Source organism: Actinoplanes sp. NPDC089786, assembly GCF_040684855.1.
In the GTDB taxonomy this organism is placed as follows: Bacteria; Actinomycetota; Actinomycetes; order Mycobacteriales; family Micromonosporaceae; genus Actinoplanes.
Map to the genome: position 1 here is coordinate 162,548 of NZ_JBFBGU010000010.1, position 19,309 is coordinate 181,856.

General features: G+C 70.7%; 19 protein-coding genes. 16 read left to right on the top strand and 3 right to left on the bottom strand.

The features are described from left to right. The first annotated feature begins 1 nt into the window (after nt 1). The 3 genes from ruvX to AB0O15_RS26945 are packed head-to-tail and all read left to right on the top strand — an operon-like array spanning nt 2 to nt 2,483. Entirely contained in the window at nt 2-463 is a 462-nt protein-coding gene (ruvX, locus tag AB0O15_RS26935) for a Holliday junction resolvase RuvX (protein ID WP_364323589.1), read from the top strand. Beyond that, nucleotides 460-1,656, top strand: coding sequence for an endolytic transglycosylase MltG (mltG, locus tag AB0O15_RS26940; RefSeq protein ID WP_364323591.1), 1,197 nt, complete (start codon nt 460-462; stop codon nt 1,654-1,656). Before ruvX ends, mltG begins: the two co-directional genes overlap by 4 nt. Further along, nucleotides 1,653-2,483, top strand: coding sequence for a shikimate dehydrogenase (locus tag AB0O15_RS26945; RefSeq protein ID WP_364323593.1), 831 nt, complete (start codon nt 1,653-1,655; stop codon nt 2,481-2,483). The genes mltG and AB0O15_RS26945 overlap by 4 nt, the downstream gene beginning before the upstream one ends. Nucleotides 2,484-2,573: 90 nt before the next feature. Here the strand turns inward: AB0O15_RS26945 and AB0O15_RS26950 are convergent, their stop codons facing one another. Beyond that, a complete protein-coding gene (locus AB0O15_RS26950; RefSeq protein WP_364323595.1) occupies nt 2,574-3,782 on the bottom strand; it encodes a multidrug effflux MFS transporter in 1,209 nt (402 codons plus the stop codon). A 180-nt stretch (nt 3,783-3,962) separates the two neighbouring features. Between AB0O15_RS26950 and aroC the strand changes: the two genes are divergently transcribed. Further along, complete coding sequence (gene aroC, locus AB0O15_RS26955; protein WP_364323597.1) at nt 3,963-5,141, top strand: chorismate synthase; 1,179 nt, start codon at nt 3,963-3,965, stop codon at nt 5,139-5,141. Next, a complete protein-coding gene (locus tag AB0O15_RS26960) occupies nt 5,141-5,647 on the top strand; it encodes a shikimate kinase (protein WP_364323599.1) in 507 nt (168 codons plus the stop codon). Before aroC ends, AB0O15_RS26960 begins: the two co-directional genes overlap by 1 nt. 64 nt (nt 5,648-5,711) lie before the next feature. Here the strand turns inward: AB0O15_RS26960 and AB0O15_RS26965 are convergent, their stop codons facing one another. Continuing rightward, on the bottom strand, nt 5,712-6,389 hold the full coding sequence (locus AB0O15_RS26965) for a Clp protease N-terminal domain-containing protein (protein WP_364323601.1): 678 nt from the start codon (nt 6,387-6,389) through the stop codon (nt 5,712-5,714). 59 nt (nt 6,390-6,448) lie between these two features. Here AB0O15_RS26965 and aroB point away from each other — a divergent pair, with 59 nt between their 5' ends. The 4 genes from aroB to nusB are packed head-to-tail and all read left to right on the top strand — an operon-like array spanning nt 6,449 to nt 9,004. Continuing rightward, on the top strand, nt 6,449-7,516 hold the full coding sequence (aroB, locus tag AB0O15_RS26970; RefSeq protein ID WP_364323603.1) for a 3-dehydroquinate synthase: 1,068 nt from the start codon (nt 6,449-6,451) through the stop codon (nt 7,514-7,516). Next, nucleotides 7,513-7,950, top strand: a complete 438-nt coding sequence (gene aroQ / locus AB0O15_RS26975; protein ID WP_364323606.1) for a type II 3-dehydroquinate dehydratase — start codon at nt 7,513-7,515, stop codon at nt 7,948-7,950. Before aroB ends, aroQ begins: the two co-directional genes overlap by 4 nt. A gap of 57 nt (nt 7,951-8,007) precedes the next feature. Beyond that, nucleotides 8,008-8,565: an elongation factor P gene (gene efp, locus AB0O15_RS26980; protein WP_364323608.1), complete on the top strand. Its 558-nt coding sequence runs from the start codon at nt 8,008-8,010 to the stop codon at nt 8,563-8,565. Nucleotides 8,566-8,593: 28 nt separating this feature from the next. Continuing rightward, nucleotides 8,594-9,004: a transcription antitermination factor NusB gene (gene nusB / locus AB0O15_RS26985; RefSeq protein WP_364323812.1), complete on the top strand. Its 411-nt coding sequence runs from the start codon at nt 8,594-8,596 to the stop codon at nt 9,002-9,004. A 59-nt stretch (nt 9,005-9,063) separates the two neighbouring features. Here nusB and AB0O15_RS26990 read toward each other — a convergent pair whose 3' ends face one another. Next, nucleotides 9,064-9,552, bottom strand: a complete 489-nt coding sequence (locus AB0O15_RS26990) for a transcriptional regulator (RefSeq protein ID WP_014446326.1) — start codon at nt 9,550-9,552, stop codon at nt 9,064-9,066. Nucleotides 9,553-9,854: 302 nt separating this feature from the next. On the opposite strand from AB0O15_RS26990, the gene pyrR reads away from it, so the two are divergent. The 7 genes from pyrR to AB0O15_RS27025 are packed head-to-tail and all read left to right on the top strand — an operon-like array spanning nt 9,855 to nt 19,274. Continuing rightward, nucleotides 9,855-10,430: a bifunctional pyr operon transcriptional regulator/uracil phosphoribosyltransferase PyrR gene (gene pyrR, locus AB0O15_RS26995; RefSeq protein WP_364323610.1), complete on the top strand. Its 576-nt coding sequence runs from the start codon at nt 9,855-9,857 to the stop codon at nt 10,428-10,430. Next, on the top strand, nt 10,427-11,332 hold the full coding sequence (locus AB0O15_RS27000) for an aspartate carbamoyltransferase catalytic subunit (protein WP_364323611.1): 906 nt from the start codon (nt 10,427-10,429) through the stop codon (nt 11,330-11,332). Before pyrR ends, AB0O15_RS27000 begins: the two co-directional genes overlap by 4 nt. Further along, nucleotides 11,329-12,594 (top strand): dihydroorotase, encoded by a 1,266-nt coding sequence (locus tag AB0O15_RS27005; protein WP_364323613.1) that lies wholly within the window; start codon nt 11,329-11,331, stop codon nt 12,592-12,594. The genes AB0O15_RS27000 and AB0O15_RS27005 overlap by 4 nt, the downstream gene beginning before the upstream one ends. Further along, the gene (gene carA, locus AB0O15_RS27010; RefSeq protein ID WP_364323615.1) at nt 12,591-13,697 is read left to right on the top strand and encodes a glutamine-hydrolyzing carbamoyl-phosphate synthase small subunit; all 1,107 of its coding nucleotides are present in this window, start codon (nt 12,591-12,593) and stop codon (nt 13,695-13,697) included. Before AB0O15_RS27005 ends, carA begins: the two co-directional genes overlap by 4 nt. Then, a complete protein-coding gene (carB, locus tag AB0O15_RS27015) occupies nt 13,697-17,008 on the top strand; it encodes a carbamoyl-phosphate synthase large subunit (RefSeq protein WP_364323617.1) in 3,312 nt (1,103 codons plus the stop codon). The genes carA and carB overlap by 1 nt, the downstream gene beginning before the upstream one ends. Next, nucleotides 17,005-18,006, top strand: a complete 1,002-nt coding sequence (locus AB0O15_RS27020) for a quinone-dependent dihydroorotate dehydrogenase (RefSeq protein WP_364323619.1) — start codon at nt 17,005-17,007, stop codon at nt 18,004-18,006. The genes carB and AB0O15_RS27020 overlap by 4 nt, the downstream gene beginning before the upstream one ends. Continuing rightward, nucleotides 18,003-19,274, top strand: coding sequence for an adenosylmethionine--8-amino-7-oxononanoate transaminase (locus AB0O15_RS27025; RefSeq protein WP_364323621.1), 1,272 nt, complete (start codon nt 18,003-18,005; stop codon nt 19,272-19,274). Before AB0O15_RS27020 ends, AB0O15_RS27025 begins: the two co-directional genes overlap by 4 nt. Nucleotides 19,275-19,309: the final 35 nt, after the last annotated feature.

The following is a 19,309-nucleotide window of genomic DNA, read 5'->3' on the forward strand; positions in this document are numbered from 1 at the left end:
GATGACGGCACTGTCGCGGGGTAGGCGGCTGGGCGTCGATGTCGGTAAGGTCCGTGTCGGGGTCGCGATCTGCGACCCTGACGGGATCCTGGCGACCCCCTTGGCCACGGTTTCTCGTGACATGGGTGCGGCCGCCGATTCCGTACCCGCTGACATAGCTGAGCTCGGCCGTCTCGTGGGGGAACACGAGGTGGTGCAGATCGTGGTGGGTCTCCCCGTCCGTCTCAACGGCGACGAGGGGACCGCCGCCATTGACATTCGTGCGTACGCTGATCGACTGGTGAGCGCGGTGCAACCCGTTCCCGTCGTCTTTGCGGACGAGAGGATGTCGACCGTGGTGGCGACCCGTAGGCTGGCCGAACGTGGCGTCCGCGGGAAGCGGCAGCGGGCGGTGGTCGACCAGGCCGCCGCGGTGGAGATCCTGCAGAGCTGGCTGGACGCGCAGCGGAGGCAGACAAGATGATCGACGAGCTGGACCTGGCGTTCGAGGAGCACGCCGACCGCAGTGGTAAACCGAAGCACCGGCGAGGCGCCCGGGGCAAGGGTGGCAAGGGTGGCGGCGGACGCTCCGCGATCGCCTTCCTGATGGCGTTCGTGCTGCTGGCGGTTCTGGGCGGCGGCGTCTACCTGGGCTACAGCAAGATCCGTGACTTCTTCACCGCGGCCGACTACGACGGCGCGGGCACCGGCACGATCCAGGTGCAGATCAAGGCGAACTCCTCGCTGACCGACATGGGTAACACGCTGGTCGGGGCCGATGTGGTGAAGAGCACCAAGGCCTTCACCCAGGCGGCCGAGAAGAACCCGCGCGGCAAGAACATCCAGTCGGGCACCTTCAATCTCAAGAAGCAGATGTCCGGCGACGCGGCCGTGGCGGCGCTGCTCGATCCGAAGTCCCGGGTCAGCAACGGCATCACCATCCCCGAGGGCAAGACCGCGTTCGAGGTGTACGCGATCCTGTCCCAGAAGACCGGCATCCCGGTGAAGGACTTCAAGGCCGCCGCGAAGGATCCCGAGGCCCTGGGCGTGCCCGGCTTCTGGTTCAACCGGACGGACAAGCAGAAGGCCACCAAGTCGATCGAGGGCTTCCTGTTCCCCGACACGTACGAGTTCGAGCCCAAGGCGACGGCCGAGCAGATGCTCACCGAGATGGTGACGCACTTCCTGACCGTGGCCGAGAGCCTCGACTTCGTGAACAAGGTGCAGGCCGAGCGGAAGATCAGCCCCTATGAGGCGCTGACCGTGGCGTCGCTGGCCGAGGCCGAGGCCGGCAACCGGGACGACCTCGGCAAGGTGGCCCGGGTCGCCTACAACCGCGTCTACAGCGACACGTTCCCGTGCAAGTGCCTGCAGTTCGACGTCGGGATCAACTACTACTACCAGTTGACCGGCCGGGCCAAGAAGGCGTCGAAGAACATGACGGCGACCGAGCTGAACGACCCGAAGAACCCGTACCGGACGCACAACAAGCCGGGCCTGACGCCGACGCCGATCAACAACCCGGGCGAGAACGCGCTGAAGGCCGCGATGAGCCCGCCGGCCGGTCCGTGGCTGTACTTCGTGGCGATCGACAAGCAGGGCCACTCGGCGTTCGCGGCGACGGTGGAACAGCACGAGAAGAACATCCAGACGGCCCGCAAGAACGGCGTCCTGTGACCGGTGGCCGCCGGGCCGCCGTCTGCGGCAAGCCGATCGCGCATTCGCTGTCGCCGGTCATCCACGCCGCCGGGTTCGCCGCGGCCGGGCTGCTGACCTGGTCGTACACGGCCATCGAGTGCGCGGCGGCCGAGCTGCCCGACCTGGTGGCCGGCCTCGGTCCGGAGTGGGCCGGGCTGTCGCTGACCATGCCGCTGAAGGAGGTCGCGCTCACACTGGGCGCGACCTCGACGCCGGAGGCGGCGGCGGTCGGTGCGGCCAACACTCTGGTACGCCGGGCCGACGGCACGTGGCACGCCGACAACACCGACATTCCGGGCATGGTGCGTGTGCTGCGCGACGCCGGGGTGATCGCCGTCCCGACGGTCACCGTGCTGGGTGGCGGCGGCACGGCCCGCGCGGCGCTGGCGGCGGCCTCGTTGCTGGGCGCGCCGCGGGTGACGCTGGTGACCCGCCGGCCCGCGGCCGCCGAAGAGCTGGCGCCGGTGGCGGCCACGCTCGGCGTCGACCTGGAGCCGCTCGACTGGGCCAAGGCGCCGGACGCGTTCGACGCCGACGCGGTGATCTCCACGGTGCCCAAGGGCGCCGCCGACGACCTGGCCCTGGCTGTGCACTGGCGGCCGGGCACGGTCCTGTTCGACGCGATCTACGACCCGTGGCCGACGCCGCTGGCCGCGTCCGCGACCGCTTCCGGCCTGCGGGTGGCGTCCGGCCTCGACCTGCTGCTGGCCCAGGCGCTGGGGCAGTTCGAGCAGTTCACCGGGGTACGCCCGGCGCCCGAGTCAGCCATGCGCGACGCCCTCGCCGCGGCCGCCGCCCTGCGCTGACCCCCCTGAACAGTGGTAGCGCAGGGCGCTGTCCGCGGCCCGGATGCCGCCTTCGGCTACCACTGTCACAGGCAGTGGTAGGTGGATGCGCTATCCGCGGCCCGGATGCCGCTCCGGGCTACCACCGGTCTGGGTCAGCACGGCCAGCAGGGCGATCGCCGACGCGCCCAGGATGATCGCGGCCATCGGGACGCCGGTTCCCGGGTCGCCGAACGCGCCGACCAGCGGCGTGATCAGAGCCGCGATCGTCATCTGGAGGCCGCCGAGCAGGGCCGCCGCGGTGCCGGCCCGTTCCGGGCGCCGGTCCAGGGCCAGGGCGGTGGCGTTCGGGGTGACCATGCCGATCGTCGACACGAGCAGGAAGAACCCGGCCGCGAGCAGCGGCAGTGCGCCCGTCACGGCGCCGGCCACGGCGATGGCGCCGGCCGCGACCTGCGCGACCATCGTCGCCACGAGCAGGCGCCGCGGCGGGAAACGGTCGAGCAGCCACGCGTTGAGCTGGCTGAGCGCGAGCAGGCCGCACGCGTTCAGCCCGAGCAGCAGGCTGAAGGCGGTCGGCGTCAGGCCGTACCCGTCCTGTAGAACGAACGACGACCCGGCGATGTAGGCGAACAGCGCGGCCAGCGACATGCCCTGGGCGACGGCGTAGCCGAGGAAGACCCGGTCGGCGAGCAGCGTCCGGGCGGTCGCGCGCAGGTCGGCCGGCCCGCCGGTGCTGCGCCGCCCGGCCGGGAGCGTCTCCCGCAGCCGGATCATGACGAAGCCGGCGAGCAGAGCGCCGATCCCTCCGAGCGTCACGAAGATCCCGTGCCAGCTGGTCAGGGTCAGCACCGCGCTGCCCAGCGCGGGCGCGGCGATCGGCGCGAGCCCGAGGATCAGCGTCAGCCGCGAGAAGAACTTGGCCGCGGCGACCCCTTCGTGCAGGTCACGCACGATCGCCCGGGCCACCACCACGCCGATGCCGCCCGCCGTCCCCTGCAGGAACCGCAACCCGATCAGGAGTGGCGCCGACGGCGCGAGGGCGATGGCCAGCGACGCCACCGCGTAGGCGCTCATCCCCAGGATCGCGGCCGGCCGCCGGCCCCATCGGTCGCTGAGCGGCCCGAAGATCAGCTGACCGGCCGCGAGACCCAGCAGACAGGTGGTCAGCGACAGCTGGATCTGGGTCGGCGGCACCCCCAGGTCGTCGGCGATCTCCGGGAAGGCCGGCAGGTACATGTCCAGGGACAGCGGCAGGAGCGCGGTCATCAACCCGAGCAGGACCACCAGCGTGACGCCGCCGAGTTTCGAGGATCGCATCCCCGCCAGGCTATCCACGCGCCGCCTTTTGCTCTGAGCGCGTATAGGCACCACTTCCGTGGTGGCGGTGCCGGGTGTTGCCCATACGCGCTCAGAGCAAAGGGGGCGCGGGTGACCGCCTGGCGGGACGGGGGCGGGGTGTGCCGGGACGCAGCGACGCGGCGTGACAGACTGGCTGCCGTGTTGCGCTGGTTGACCGCAGGTGAATCCCATGGCCCCGCGCTCGTCGCGCTCCTCGAGGGCGTGCCCGCCGGGGTGCGGGTGACGAGTGACGACATCGGGCGTGATCTGGCGCGCCGCCGGCTCGGTTACGGCCGGGGGGCGCGCATGTCCTTCGAGCGTGACGAGCTCGAGCTGATCGGCGGCATCCGTCACGGGGTGACGCAGGGCAGCCCGGTCGCGATCCGGATCGGCAACTCCGAGTGGCCCAAGTGGCAGACCGTGATGGCCGCCGACCCGGTCGACGCCGACGAGCTGGCGGCCCAGGCCCGCAACGCGCCGCTGACCCGGCCCCGGCCCGGTCACGCCGACCTGGCCGGCATGCAGAAGTACGGTCACGCCGACGCCCGCCCGATCCTGGAACGCGCCAGCGCCCGGGAGACCGCAGCCCGGGTCGCCGTCGGCGTGGTGGCCAAGGCGATCGTGAAGCAGACGCTCGGCATCGACATCGTGTCGCACGTGATCGAGCTGGGCTCGGTGGCGGCCAAGGCCGGTCTGATCCCGGCGCCCGAGGACGCCGACCGGATCGACGCCGACCCGTTGCGCTGCCTCGACCCGGAGGCCAGCGCCCGGATGGTGGCCGAGGTGGACGCGGCCAAGAAGGACGCGGACACCCTGGGCGGCATTGTCGAGGTGCTCGCTTACGGCGTACCCCCGGGCCTGGGTTCTCATGTGCAATGGGACCGCAAGCTGGACGCCCGCCTGGCCACCGCGCTGATGTCGATCCAGGCGGTCAAGGGTGTGGAGATCGGCGACGGCTTCACGCAGGCCCGGTCCCGCGGCTCGGTCGCGCACGACGAGATCATCCCCACCGAGGACGGCGTGCGGCGGGTCACCGATCGCGCGGGCGGCCTGGAGGGCGGCATCACCAACGGCGAGAATCTGCGGGTACGCGCGGCGCTCAAGCCGATCTCCTCGCTGAACCGGGCCCTGCAGACCGTCGACGTGCTCACCGGTGAGGCCGCGACGGCGATCAACCAGCGGTCCGACGTGTGCGCGGTCCCGGCCGGCGCCGTGGTGGCCGAGGCCATGGTGGCGCTGGTGCTGGCCGAGGCGGCGACCGAGAAGTTCGGTGGCGACTCGGCCGACGAGATGCGCCGCAACCTGGCCGGTTACCTGGCCGGCCTGGTGATCCGCTGATGGCGCCGGTGGTGGTCGTGGTCGGCGCGCCAGGCGCGGGCAAGACCACCGTGGGCTCGGCGCTGGCCGCACGGCTGGGTGTCGAGTTCGCCGACGCCGACACGCTGATCGAGGTCGCGGCGGGCAAGCCGATCCCGGAGATCTTCTTCGACGAGGGCGAGGACGAGTTCCGCCGGCTCGAGGTCGAGACGATCGCCGGGGCGCTGTCCACGTTCGACGGTGTGCTGGCGCTGGGCGGTGGCGCGGTGCTTCGCGAGGAGACCCGCGTGGCGCTGCGCGAGCACACCGTGATCTACCTGTCGGCCGAGTTCGCGACCGCGATCAAGCGGGTCGGGCTGGGCGCGGGCCGGCCGCTGCTGTCGATCAACCCGCGCGCCACCCTGAAACACCTGATGGATCAGCGCCGCCCGCTCTACACCGAGGTCGCGACCCACACCGTCGCCACCGACGAGCGCCTGCCCGACGAGATCGCGGCGGAGATCGCGAAGCTGATCTCAACACGCTGAGGCTCTCAGCAGGCCAGGGCGAAGAACAGGATCAGGATGATGATCACGTCTTCCTGGGTCAGGGTCATCGCGCTTCGAGGGCCTCGACGCGCTTGACGATCGGGGCCAGCTCGCGCCGCAGGAGCATCAGCAGCGCGCTGTTCTGGGCCGCGGGGTTCTTCGCCTGGGTGTAACCGGCCAGCGCGGCCGACACCGAGCGCCGCAGAACCTTGGCGTCCGCCCCCGCCTCGCGCAGCGCGTGGCCGGCGCCGCCGTCGGTCTCGGCGGCCAGCCCGATCAGCAGGTGTTCGCAGCCGACGTAGTTGTGGCCCAGGGCGGTCGCCTCGGCCACGGCCAGCTCCAGCGCGGTCGCCGCGGGCAGGCTGAAGCCCTCGGAGCCCGGCTCGTCGACCTGGCGGGCCGCCTCGACCAGCCGTTTCGGGGAGATCTCCATCGACTGGAGGATCGCCACGGCCATGTTCGCGCCCTCGTCGGCCATGCCCTGGAGCAGCTGGGTGGTGCCGATCTGGCCGTCGGCGGCGTCGCGGGCGAGCTTGAGCACGGTGATCGCGCGCGCCGTGAAGGAGGTCAGCTGGTTGCCCAGCTCCTCGTCGGAGATCGCGGTGAGCACGGTCTGCCGGATCGTGGTGATGCGCCGGACGGCCAGCTCGAGGGCGCGCTGGCAGATGGCGGAGACCGGGAGGCCGGCGTCGCGGACGGCGTCGGCCAGGTCGTCGGGAAGGTACACGTTGATTTTTGGCATGCGGCATTTATAACCCGTGTGGGGTTAGAAAGATATAACCCCACGACGGGCCGAATAGTGTGCTCGGTGTGACCACCCGCATCCCGGTGCGTGGCGACCGGCCGTACGACGTCCTCATCGGCCGGGACCTCGCGAAACACCTGCCCGAACTGATCGGCGGAGCGGCCCGCGCGGCCGTGCTCTTCGCCGCGCCGCTGCGGGACCACGCCGAGGCGGTGGCCCGGGAACTCCCGTCGCCGCTGCTCATCGAGGTGCCGAATGCCGAGGCCGGCAAGACCGTCGAGGTCGCCGCCCGCTGCTGGGACGAGCTGGGCGCGGCCACCTTCACCCGAACCGACGTGGTGATCGGCGTCGGCGGGGGAGCGGTGACCGACCTGGCCGGCTACGTCGCGGCGAGCTGGCTGCGCGGCGTCCGCTGGGTGCCGGTGTCGACGTCGCTGCTGGGCATGGTCGACGCCTCGGTCGGCGGCAAGACCGGGGTGAACGTGGCGGCCGGCAAGAACCTGGTCGGCGCGTTCCATCCGCCCGCCGGGGTGCTCTGCGATCTCGACATGTTGGACACTCTGCCCACCGACGACCTGCTCGCCGGGATGGCCGAGATCGTCAAGGCCGGCTTCATCGCCGACCCGCTGATCCTCGACCTGATCGAGGCCGATCCGGCCGCCGCCGTCGACCCGCGCGGCCCGGCGCTGCGGGAGCTGGTCGAGCGGGCGATCCAGGTCAAGGCCGACGTGGTCGGTCAAGATCTGCGCGAGTCCGGGTTGCGCGAAATCCTCAACTACGGCCACACGCTGGGTCACGCGATCGAGAAGCGCGAGGCGTACGCCTGGAAGCACGGTCACGCCGTGTCGGTCGGGCTGATCTTCGCCGCCGCCCTGTCCCACCTGGCCGGCCGCCTCGACGCCGCGACCCACGCCCGGCACCGGACGGTCCTGGAGTCGCTGGGCCTGCCGACCGGCTACGCCGCCGACGCCTGGCCCGAGCTCCTCCCGGCGATGCGCGTGGACAAGAAGTCGCGCGCCGACACGTTGCGCTTCGTGGTGCTGGACGGTCTCGCCCAGCCGGGCATCCTGGCCGGGCCCGACCCCGAGATGTTGACGCGAGCCTATGCGGAGGTGGCGCGGTGACCCGCGTGTACGTGCTGAACGGTCCGAACCTCGGCCGGCTGGGCACCCGTCAGGTGGACGTGTACGGGCTGACCTCGTACGCCGATCTCGTGAAGCTCTGTGAGACGGCCGGCGGCGAACTCGGCCTGGACGTGGTCGTGCGCCAGACCGACGCCGAGCACGAGATGCTCGCGTGGCTGCACGCCGCCGCCGACGAGGAGGCGCCGGTGGTGCTGAACCCGGGCGCCTGGTCGCACTACAACTACGCGATCCGGGACGCCTGCGCCATGCTGCGCAATCGTCTCGTCGAGGTGCACATCAGCAACATCCACGCGCGTGAGCAGTTCCGGCACCATTCGGTGATCTCCGCGGTGGCCACCGGGGTGATCGCCGGCCTCGGCGTCGATGGGTACAAGCTGGCGCTGCGGCACGTTGCCTCGCAAAACCCCGGTTAGCAGGCCGGGCGTCGCGCCGGTAGACTCGGACGGTCACCGACGAGAACAAGGCAGGACATGGCTTCCACCAACGACCTGAAGAACGGTCTCGTGCTCAACCTCGACGGCGAACTCTGGTCCGTCATCGAGTTCCAGCACGTCAAGCCGGGCAAGGGCGGCGCGTTCGTCCGCACCACGCTCAAGAACGTCCTCTCCGGGAAGGTCGTCGACAAGACCTTCAACGCCGGCACCAAGGTCGAGACGGCGACCGTCGACAAGCGCACGATGCAATACCTCTACCAGGACGGCGACGACTACGTCTTCATGGACCTGGACACCTTCGACCAGATCCAGGTGGCCGGCGGCACGGTCGGTGAGGCGGCGAACTACTTGCTGCCCGAGGCCGAGGCCACGGTCGCCCAGCACGAGGGCGTTCCGCTCTACATCGAGCTGCCGACCAGCGTCTTCCTCGAGGTGACCTACACCGAGCCGGGCCTGCAGGGCGACCGGTCCACCGGCGGCACCAAGCCGGCGACGGTCGAGACCGGCGCCACGGTCAACGTCCCGCTGTTCATCACCACCGGCGAGAAGATCAAGGTCGACACCCGCGATGGCCGCTACCTCGGTCGTAGCTGACCTGATGGCTGAGGGCCCCAAGACGCAGATGCCGGCGCGCCGCAAGGCGCGCAAGCGTGCCCTCGACGTCCTCTACGAGGCTGACCTGCGTGACCTGCCCCCGGGCAAGGTCATGGAGAGCTACCTCGAGCGGATCGAGAAGCCCCACCCCGACCACCTGGCCTACGCGATCAGCCTGGTCGAGGGGGTGGCCCAACACCTCGACCGGATCGACGAGCTGATCGCCAGCTACGCCGAGGGCTGGACCATCGACCGGATGCCGGTGGTGGACCGCAACCTGGCCCGCATCGCGGTGTTCGAGTTGCTGTACGTCCCCGAGATCGACGACCCGGTCGCGATCACCGAGGCGGTCGAGCTGGCCAAGCAGATGTCCACCGACGACAGCCCGCGTTACCTCAACGGCATTCTCGGCCGGATCGCCGAGTTCGCGACTCGCTGATCGTTTCGCGCATGGAAAAGGGGAGCCCGTCGGGCTCCCCTTTCTGCGTGGTGCTTACGTCAGGACGCGAAGAAGGCGCGCGGGTCGGCGACCAGAACACCCTGCTCGGTCAGACGCTCGATGAGACCGGACGGCGAGATGTCGTACACGATCGCGAGAGCGCGCAGGTCGTCGGCGCGGATCGACAGGACCCGGCCGTTGTAGTCACCACGCTGCTGCTGGATCGCCCGGGCGTACCGGGCCACGTAGGCCAGGTCTTCACCCGTGGTGTCGTACAGCTTCTCGAGGTCGAGCACGATCTTGTTGGTGGCCTCGAGCCGGATGCCGCTGCCGTCGGGCAGCAGCTCGGACACGGGGACCCGATAGAAATCGGCCAGCTCGGCCAGACGCGAGACGGTGACCGCACGGTCGCCGCGCTCGTACGAGCCCACCACGACGGCCTTCCAGCGGCCGTTCGACTTCTCTTCCACGCCTTGCAGGGACAGGCCCTGCTGCTGGCGGATCGAGCGCAGGCGGGCGCCCAACGACTTGGCGTACTCAGACGGCATTCGGACACTCCCAGTACTGTGCTGGCCCGGAGGGTTCTTCCTCCGCGATCGCTACGCAGCGTGACGGTACGGCCGTTGCGACCTCTGGTCAAGTGTTGGTCGCCGATGTGTCGTGGGACTCCTGGGAAAGTTGCCTATCTTTTCCCTCTGTGATCCCGCACTCGGCGTCAGCCACGTCACCATGGTCAACGCAATGCGCACTGGTAACGTAGCGTCAGCCGCGGCCCGCCGATCAAGGGGGGCCGTGACATAGAAGACATCCTTTAACGACCTGTCCCGTGAGGCAGGGAAGGAGGTCCCGTATGCATGCGCACCCGCATGCCAATAGGGCCGGCGCAAGCTACAAAACCATTCTGGCCGCCGCCGACATCCAACGCGTTGTCGACCGCATGGCCCATCAGATTCTCGAGAAGACGTCCGGCGCGACCGACACCGTTCTTCTCGGCATCCCGACCCGCGGTGTCCCGCTGGCCCATCGGCTGGCCGGCCGGATCCACGCCTTCGAGGGTCTCGACATTCCGTACGGATCCCTGGACATCACGCTTTATCGCGACGATCTGCGACTGCACGCCACCCGCGCGCTCGGCAAGACCGAGATCCCCGGCGGCGGCATCGACGGGCGGCGGGTGATCCTGGTCGACGACGTCCTCTACTCCGGGCGTACGGTCCGGGCCGCCCTCGACGCGATCAACGATGTCGGCCGGCCCAGCTCGGTGCAGCTCGCGGTGCTCGTCGACCGCGGCCATCGGCAGCTGCCGATCCGCGCCGACTACGTCGGCAAGAACATCCCGACCGCGCTGGACGAGAGCGTCCGGGTGTCGCTCGCCGAGACCGACGACGGCGTCGACGAGGTCAAGCTGACCGGAGGTCCCCGATGATCAAGCACCTGCGCTCCGCCGCCGACCTGGACGCGGCCACCGCGACCTTGATCCTGGACACCGCGGGCGAGATGGCCGCGCTGGCCGGCCGCGAGGTCAAGAAGCTGCCCACGCTGCGCGGCCGGACCGTGGTCAACCTGTTCTACGAAGACTCCACCCGCACCCGGATCTCGTTCGAGGCGGCGGCCAAGCGGCTCTCCGCCGACGTGATCAACTTCTCGGCCAAGGGCTCCAGCGTGTCCAAGGGCGAGAGCCTCAAGGACACCGCGCTGACCCTGCAGGCGATGGGCGCCGACGCGGTGGTCATCCGGCACCCGGCCTCGGGCGCGCCGCACCGGTTGTCGTCCTGGGTGGACGGTTCGGTGATCAACGCCGGCGACGGCACCCACGAACACCCGACGCAGGCGCTGCTCGACGCGTACACCATGAGGTCTCGTCTGGGAAAGATCGAGGGGCTGCGGGTGGCGATCGTCGGTGACGTGCTGCACAGCCGGGTGGCGCGCTCCAACGTCCTGCTGCTCACCACGCTCGGGGCCAAGGTCACGCTGGTCGGGCCGCCGACGCTGATCCCGCTCTGGCCGGGCGCGGATGTCTCCTACGACCTGGACAGCGTCCTGCCCGACGTGGATGTCGTGATGATGCTGCGGGTGCAGACCGAGCGGATGCAGGATTCCTACTTCCCCTCGGCCCGGGAGTACAGCCGCCGCTACGGGCTCGACGCGCCGCGGATGAGGCGGCTGCCCGAGCACGCGATCGTCATGCACCCGGGCCCGATGAACCGGGGCATGGAGATCGCGCCCGAGGTCGCCGACTCGACCAGGTCCACGATCGTCGAGCAGGTCGCCAACGGCGTCAGTGCTCGGATGGCTGTTCTTTATCTTCTGCTGGGAGGCAAGGCGTGACCTCGTACGTCATCAGAGGCGCTTCGATCCTGGGCGCGTCGCCGACGGATCTCTTCGTGCGGGACGGCGTCCTGGCCGACTCGCCCGCCGAGCAGGCCGAGGTCATCGACGCCGACGGCCTGGTCGCGCTGCCCGGCCTGGTCGACCTGCACACCCACCTGCGCGAGCCGGGCCGGGAGGACGCCGAGACGGTCGAGACCGGCTCACGCGCCGCGGCGATCGGCGGTTACACGGCGGTCTGCGCGATGGCCAACACCTCGCCGGTGGCCGACACGGCCGGCGTGGTCGAGCAGGTCTGGCGGCTCGGGCGCGAGGCCGGGCTGGTCGACGTGCAGCCGATCGGCGCGGTCACCGTGGGGCTGGCCGGCAAGCAGCTCGCCGAGCTGGGGGCGATGGCGGCCTCGGCGGCCAAGGTCCGGATCTTCTCCGACGACGGCAACTGTGTCGCCGACCCGCGCCTGATGCGCCGCGCGCTGGAGTACGTGAAGGCCTTCGACGGCATCATCGCCCAGCACGCCGAGGAGCCGCGGCTCACCGAGGGCGCCCAGATGCACGAGGGTGAGGTGTCCACCCGGCTCGGCCTGACCGGCTGGCCCGCGGTCGCCGAGGAGGCGATCATCGCCCGTGACGTGCTGCTGGCCGAGCACGTGGGCAGCCGGTTGCACATCTGCCACGTCTCCACCGCCGGGTCCGTCGAGGTGCTTCGCCAGGCCAAGGCGCGAGGGGTACGGGTGACCGCCGAGGTGACACCGCACCACCTGCTGCTCACCGACGAACTCGCGGCCAGTTACGACCCGGTGTTCAAGGTCAACCCGCCGCTGCGCACCGCACGTGACATCGAGGCGCTGCGGTCGGCCCTGGTCGAGGGCGTGATCGACATCGTCGCCACCGACCACGCCCCGCACGCGGTGGAGGACAAGGAGTGCGAGTGGGCGTACGCGAGGCCGGGCATGGTGGGACTCGAGACCGCATTGCCCATCGTGCTCGAGGTCCTCGGTGAGCAGTGGGATCTGATCGCCGACCGGATGTCCCGCACCCCCGCGCGCATCGCCGGCCTCTCCTCGCACGGGCGTTCGCTCCGGCCGGGCGAGGCCGCCACCTTCACCCTGGTCGACCCGGCCGCCCGCCGCGTCGTCGATCCTTCGGGGCTGACCAGCAAGAGCCGCAACACGCCGTACGCGGGCACCACCCTGCCGGGCCGCATCGTCGCGACCTTCCTCCGGGGCGAGCCGACGGTCCTGGACGGGAAGGCACAGAAATGACCCCAGCGATACTCGTTCTCGAGGACGGCCGCAGCTTCCGCGGCACCGCCTACGGCGCGGTCGGCGAGACGTTCGGCGAGGCCGTCTTCACCACCGGCATGACCGGCTACCAGGAGACGCTGACCGACCCGTCGTACCACCGGCAGGTCGTGGTGCAGACCGCGCCGCAGATCGGCAACACCGGGGTGAACGGCGAGGACGACGAGTCCGACCGGATCTGGGTGTCCGGCTACGTCGTCCGTGACCCGGCCCGGCGCCCGTCCAGCTGGCGGGCCACCGCGTCGCTCGACGAGCGGCTGGCCACCGAGGGCGTGGTCGGCATCGCCGGCGTGGACACCCGGGCGCTGACCCGGCACCTGCGTTCCCGCGGCGCGATGCGGGTGGGCATCTCCTCGGTCACCACCGACGCCGAGGAGTTGCGGGGCCGGGTCCTGGCCCAGCCGCAGATGCTCGGCGCCGACCTCTCGGCCGAGGTCAGCACCGGCTCGCGCTACACGGTCGAGGCCGAGGGCGAACACCGGTACACGGTCGCCGCGCTCGACCTGGGCATCAAGCGCAACGTGGCCCGCCGGCTCGCCGCCCGCGGGGTCACCACGCACATCTTCCCGGCCACGTCGACCGTCGACGACCTGCTCGCGGTCGGCCCCGACGCGGTGTTCTTCTCACCCGGCCCGGGCGACCCGGCCACCGCCGACCACCCGGTCGCCCTGGCCCAGGACGTGATGCGCCGCCAGGTTCCGCTGTTCGGCATCTGCTTCGGCAGCCAGATCCTCGGCCGGGCGCTCGGCTTCGGCACCTACAAGCTGGGGTACGGCCACCGCGGCATCAACCAGCCGGTGCTCGACCGGACCACCGGCAAGGTCGAGGTCACCTCGCACAACCACGGGTTCGCCGTGGACGCGCCGCTCAACCAGGTGATCGACACCGACTTCGGCGGGGTCGAGGTCAGCCATGTGTGCCTCAACGACAACGTGGTCGAAGGTTTGCGTGCTCTCGAATTGCCGGCGTTCACGGTGCAGTACCACCCGGAAGCGGCAGCCGGCCCGCACGACGCCGACTACCTGTTCGACCGGTTCGTCGAGCTCGTGGAAAAGAGGTCCTGATGCCGAAGCGTGAAGATCTGCGGCATGTCATGGTGATCGGCTCCGGTCCGATCGTCATCGGGCAGGCCTGCGAGTTCGACTACTCCGGCACCCAGGCCTGCCGGGTGCTCCGGGCCGAGGGCCTGCGCGTCTCGCTGGTCAACTCCAACCCGGCCACGATCATGACCGACCCCGAGTTCGCCGACGCCACCTACGTCGAGCCGATCACCCCGGAGTTCGTCGAGCTGATCATCGCCAAGGAACGACCGGACGCCATCCTGGCCACGCTCGGCGGGCAGACCGCGCTGAACACCGCGGTCGCCCTGCACGAGAACGGGGTGCTGGAGAAGTACGGCGTCGAGCTGATCGGCGCCAACATCGACGCGATCCGCAAGGGCGAGGACCGCCAGCTGTTCAAGGACATCGTGGCCCAGGCCGGTGGCGAGACGCCGCGCTCGCGGGTCTGCCACTCGATGGACGAGGTCCGCGCGACCGTCGGCGAACTCGGCCTGCCGGTGGTGATCCGGCCGTCGTTCACCATGGGCGGCCTCGGGTCCGGCATGGCGCACACCGACACGGACCTGGAGCGGATCGCCGGCGCCGGGCTGGCCTACTCCCCGGTGCACGAGGTGCTGATCGAGGAGAGCGTGCTCGGCTGGAAGGAGTACGAGCTCGAGCTGATGCGCGACAAGCACGACAACGTCGTGGTGGTCTGCTCGATCGAGAACATCGACCCGATGGGCGTGCACACCGGCGACAGCGTGACCGTCGCCCCGGCCATGACGCTCACCGACCGGGAATACCAGAACCTGCGTGACCTGGGCATCGCCGTGCTGCGCGAGGTCGGCGTGGACACCGGCGGCTGCAACATCCAGTTCGCCGTCAACCCGGTGGACGGCCGGCTGGTCGTGATCGAGATGAACCCGCGGGTCTCCCGGTCGTCGGCGCTGGCCTCGAAGGCGACCGGCTTCCCGATCGCGAAGATCGCCGCCAAGCTGGCCATCGGCTACACCCTGGACGAGATCCCGAACGACATCACGCTGAAGACGCCGGCCGCGTTCGAGCCGGCGCTCGACTACGTGGTGGTGAAGATCCCGCGGTTCGCGTTCGAGAAGTTCCCCGGGGCGGACGCCGAGCTGACCACCACGATGAAGTCGGTCGGCGAGGCCATGTCGCTGGGCCGGAACTTCGCCGAGGCCCTGAACAAGGCGATGCGTTCCATGGAGACGTCGGCGGCCGGATTCTGGACCCGTCCCGACTCCGACGATCTTGAGTCCACTTTGGCGGCTTTGCGCATTCCGCACGACGGTCGGCTCTACACCGTCGAGCGTGCTCTCCGCCTGGGCGCCTCCGTGTCGCAGGTCCACGAGGCCAGCGGCGGGATCGATCCCTGGTTCCTGGACGAGATCGCGGCGCTGGTGGAGTTGCGACGGGACATTTCGGACGCGGCGGTGCTCGACGAGCCGCTGCTGCGGCGGGCCAAGCGGGCCGGGCTGTCCGACCGCCAGCTGGCGGCGCTGCGGCCGGAGTTCGCCGGCGAGGACGGCGTGCGGTCGCTGCGGCACCGGCTCGGGGTGCGGCCGGTCTACAAGACCGTCGACACGTGCGCGGCCGAGTTCGAGGCGGACACGCCGTACCACTACTCGACCTACGACGAGGAGACCGAGGTCGCGCCCTCGGACCGGCCCAAGGTGATCATCCTGGGTTCGGGGCCGAACCGGATCGGCCAGGGCATCGAGTTCGACTACTCGTGCGTACACGCGGTCATGGCCCTCCGGGGTGTCGATTTCGAGACCGTGATGGTCAACTGCAACCCGGAGACGGTCTCCACCGACTACGACACCGCCGACCGGCTCTACTTCGAGCCGCTGACCTTCGAAGACGTGCTCGAGGTCGTGCACGCCGAGGACTCCTCGGGCAAGGCGGCCGGCGGACCGGGCGTGGTCGGCGTGATCGTGCAGCTCGGCGGGCAGACGCCGCTCGGGCTGGCGCACCGGCTCAAGGCGGCCGGCGTGCCCATCGTCGGCACCAGCCCTGAGTCGATCGACCTGGCCGAGGACCGCGGCCAGTTCGGCTCGGTGCTGGCCAGGGCCGGGCTGCGCTCGCCCGACCACGGGACCGCCACCTCGTTCGAGGAGGCCAAGGCAATCGCCGACACGATCGGCTACCCCGTCCTGGTCCGGCCGTCGTACGTGCTGGGCGGCCGCGGCATGGAGATCGTGTACGACGAGCCGACGCTGAACGGGTACATCGACCGGGCCACCGAGATCTCGCCGGACCACCCGGTGCTGGTCGACCGGTTCCTGGACGACGCGATCGAGATCGACGTCGACGCGCTCTGCGACCACACCGGCGAGGTCTACCTCGGCGGCGTGATGGAGCACATCGAGGAGGCCGGCATCCACTCCGGCGACTCGTCCTGCTCGCTGCCGCCGGTCACGCTGGCCGGCTCGCACCTGGCCGAGGTCCGCCGCTACACCGAGGCGATCGCCCGCGGCGTCGGCGTGCGTGGCCTGCTCAACGTCCAGTACGCCCTGAAGGACGACTCGCTCTACGTGCTGGAGGCCAACCCGCGCGCCTCCCGGACCGTGCCGTTCGTCTCCAAGGCGACCGCGGTGCCGCTGGCCAAGGCGGCCGCCCGGATCATGCTCGGCGCCACCATCCAGGAGCTGCGCGACGAGGGCCTGCTGCTGAAGGACCGGGACGGCGGCTCCACGCCGGAGGGCGCGCCGATCGCGATCAAGGAGGCGGTGCTGCCGTTCAAGCGGTTCCGCACCCCCGCCGGGCAGGGCGTGGACAGCCTGCTCGGGCCCGAGATGAAGTCGACCGGCGAGGTGATGGGCATCGACGCCGGCTTCGGGCAGGCGTTCGCCAAGTCGCAGGCCGCGGCGTACGGCTCGCTGCCGACCAGCGGCAAGATCTTCGTGTCGGTGGCCAACCGGGACAAGCGCTCGATGATCTTCCCGATCAAGCGGCTGGCCGACCTCGGCTTCACGATCGTGACCACGGCCGGCACCGGCGAGGTGCTGCGCCGGCACGGCATCGAGTGCGAGATCGTGCCCAAGCACTTCGAGAGCCCGGGGCAGAACGCGATCGCGCTGATCGAGGCCGGGGAGATCGCGCTGATCATCAACACCCCGCAGGGGTCGGGGGCGGCCGCCCGCGCGGACGGGTACGAACTGCGCTCCGCCGCCGTCACCAACGACATTCCGAGCATCACCACGGTGCCCGGCGCGGCCGCCGCGGTGATGGGCATCGAGGCGCTGATGCGGGGTGACCTGACCGTACGCCCGCTCCAGGAGCTGCACGCGGCCCTCCGGAGCGACGGATGACCGCCTTCGAACGGACGCTCCGGCCGATCCTGTTCCGGGTCGGCGGGGGCGACGCCGAGCGCGCGCACGAGTTCACCCTGGCGCGGCTCACTTCGCTCAACCGGCCCCTCTTGAAGGCGCTGCGATCGCGTTATGCGGTGTCGAAGCCGGTCGAGGTGTTCGGCGTGCGGTTCCCCAACCCGGTCGGCCTGGCCGCCGGGATGGACAAGAACGGCGTGGCCCTGGCCTCGTGGCCGGCCATGGGCTTCGGCTTCATCGAGGTCGGCACGGTCACCGCGCACCCGCAGCCGGGCAACGACAAGCCGCGGCTGTTCCGGCTGCGGGACAGCGAAGCGATCATCAACCGGATGGGCTTCAACAACGAGGGCGCCGCCGCCCTGGCGCCACGCCTGGCCGCCGCGGGCGACATCGGCATCCCGGTCGGCGTGTCCCTCGGCAAGTCCAAGGTCACCCCGCTCGACCAGGCCGTCGAGGACTACCTGACCTCGTACAACCTGGTTCAGGAACACGCCGACTACATCGCCGTGAACGTGTCCTCGCCGAACACGCCCGGACTGCGGACGCTGCAGGACAAGGCGGCCATCGGGTCGCTGCTGGGCGCGCTGGTCGGCAAGACGCCGGTGCTGGTGAAGATCGCGCCCGACCTGGCCGAGCCGGCCATCGCCGAGCTGCTCGAGGTGTGCCTGGCGTACGGCGCGGCCGGGGTGATCGCGACCAACACCACCCTCGCCCGGGACGGGCTGGCCCCGGCCGACCAGCCGCGGGCGGCCGAGGCGGGCGGGCTGTCCGGCCGGCCGCTGACCGAGAAGGCCCGCAAGGTCGTCCACTTCGTGCACGAGGAGACCGGGGGAGCGCTGCCGATCATCGGGGTCGGCGGGGTGCTCGACCCGGACGACGCGAGCCGGCTGTTCGACGCCGGCGCGTCCCTGGTGCAGCTCTACACCGGGTTCGTCTATCGAGGACCCGCGCTGGTGCGGGCGATCGCCTCGGCGCGATGAACGACGACCCGGCGCCGCGGCTCCTCGCGCTCGACCGGGCGCACGTCTGGCACCCCTACGGCCCGATGCCCGGGCGCTCCGACCCGTACGTGGTGGAGAGCGCCCGGGGTGTCCGGCTGCGCCTGGCCGACGGCCGCGAGCTGGTCGACGGCATGTCGTCCTGGTGGGCGGCGATCCACGGCTACCGGCACCCGGTGCTGGACGCGGCGCTGGCCGACCAGGCGTCCCGGATGAGCCACGTGATGTTCGGCGGCCTCACCCACGCGCCGGCCGTCGAGCTGGCCACCCGCCTGGTCGACCTCACCCCCGAGGGCCTGGAGCACGTCTTCCTCTGCGACTCCGGCTCGGTCGGCGTCGAGGTGGCGATCAAGATGGCGCTGCAGGCCCGGCCGGGCAAGCGCCGGCTGGCCACCTGGCGCGGCGGCTACCACGGGGACACGTTCCACCCGATGAGCGTCTGTGACCCGGTCGGCGGGATGCACTCGCTGTGGACCGGGGTGCTGCCGGTGCAGATCTTCGCGCCGCCGCCGCCGGCCCACTTCGACGACGGGTACGCGGCTGAGCTGGTCGAGACGATCGAACAGCACGCGGGCGAGCTCGCCGCCGTGATCGTCGAGCCGGTCGTGCAGGGCGCCGGCGGGATGCGGTTCCACGATCCCGGCTACCTCCGGGTGCTGCGGGAGGTCACCCGGGAGCGGGACATTCTGCTCATCTTCGACGAGATCGCGACCGCCTTCGGGCGTACCGGATCGATGTTCGCCGCTGACCGGGCCGGTGTCACCCCCGACATCATGTGTCTCGGCAAGGCCCTGACCGGGGGATATCTGAGCCTCGCGGCGACCCTCTGCACGCCCGAGGTGGCCCATCGGATCTCGGCCGGCCCGGGCGGCGGGCTGGCCCACGGGCCGACCTTCATGGGCAACCCGCTCGCCTGCGCGGTGGCCAACGCCTCCCTGAGCCTCCTGAGCGACGGCTCCTGGTCCGCCGCGACCGCCCGGATCGAAACCGCTCTCCGTGCCGGTCTGGAGCCGCTCAGGGGCGCTGCCGGGGTGGCCGACGTCCGGGTGCTCGGCGCGATCGGCGTGGTTCAGCTCGATCACGACGTCGATCTGCCCACGGCCACCGCGGCCGCGGTCGGCGCCGGGGTCTGGCTGCGCCCGTTCCGCGACCTGATCTACACCATGCCGCCGTACGTCACGGACGACGCCGACGTCGCCCGCATCACCGGTGGCATCGCCGCGGCGGTGTCCGCTCTATCAAGTGATTAGCCGCGGCGGTGTCCGCGAGCCGACAGGAAGAGGAC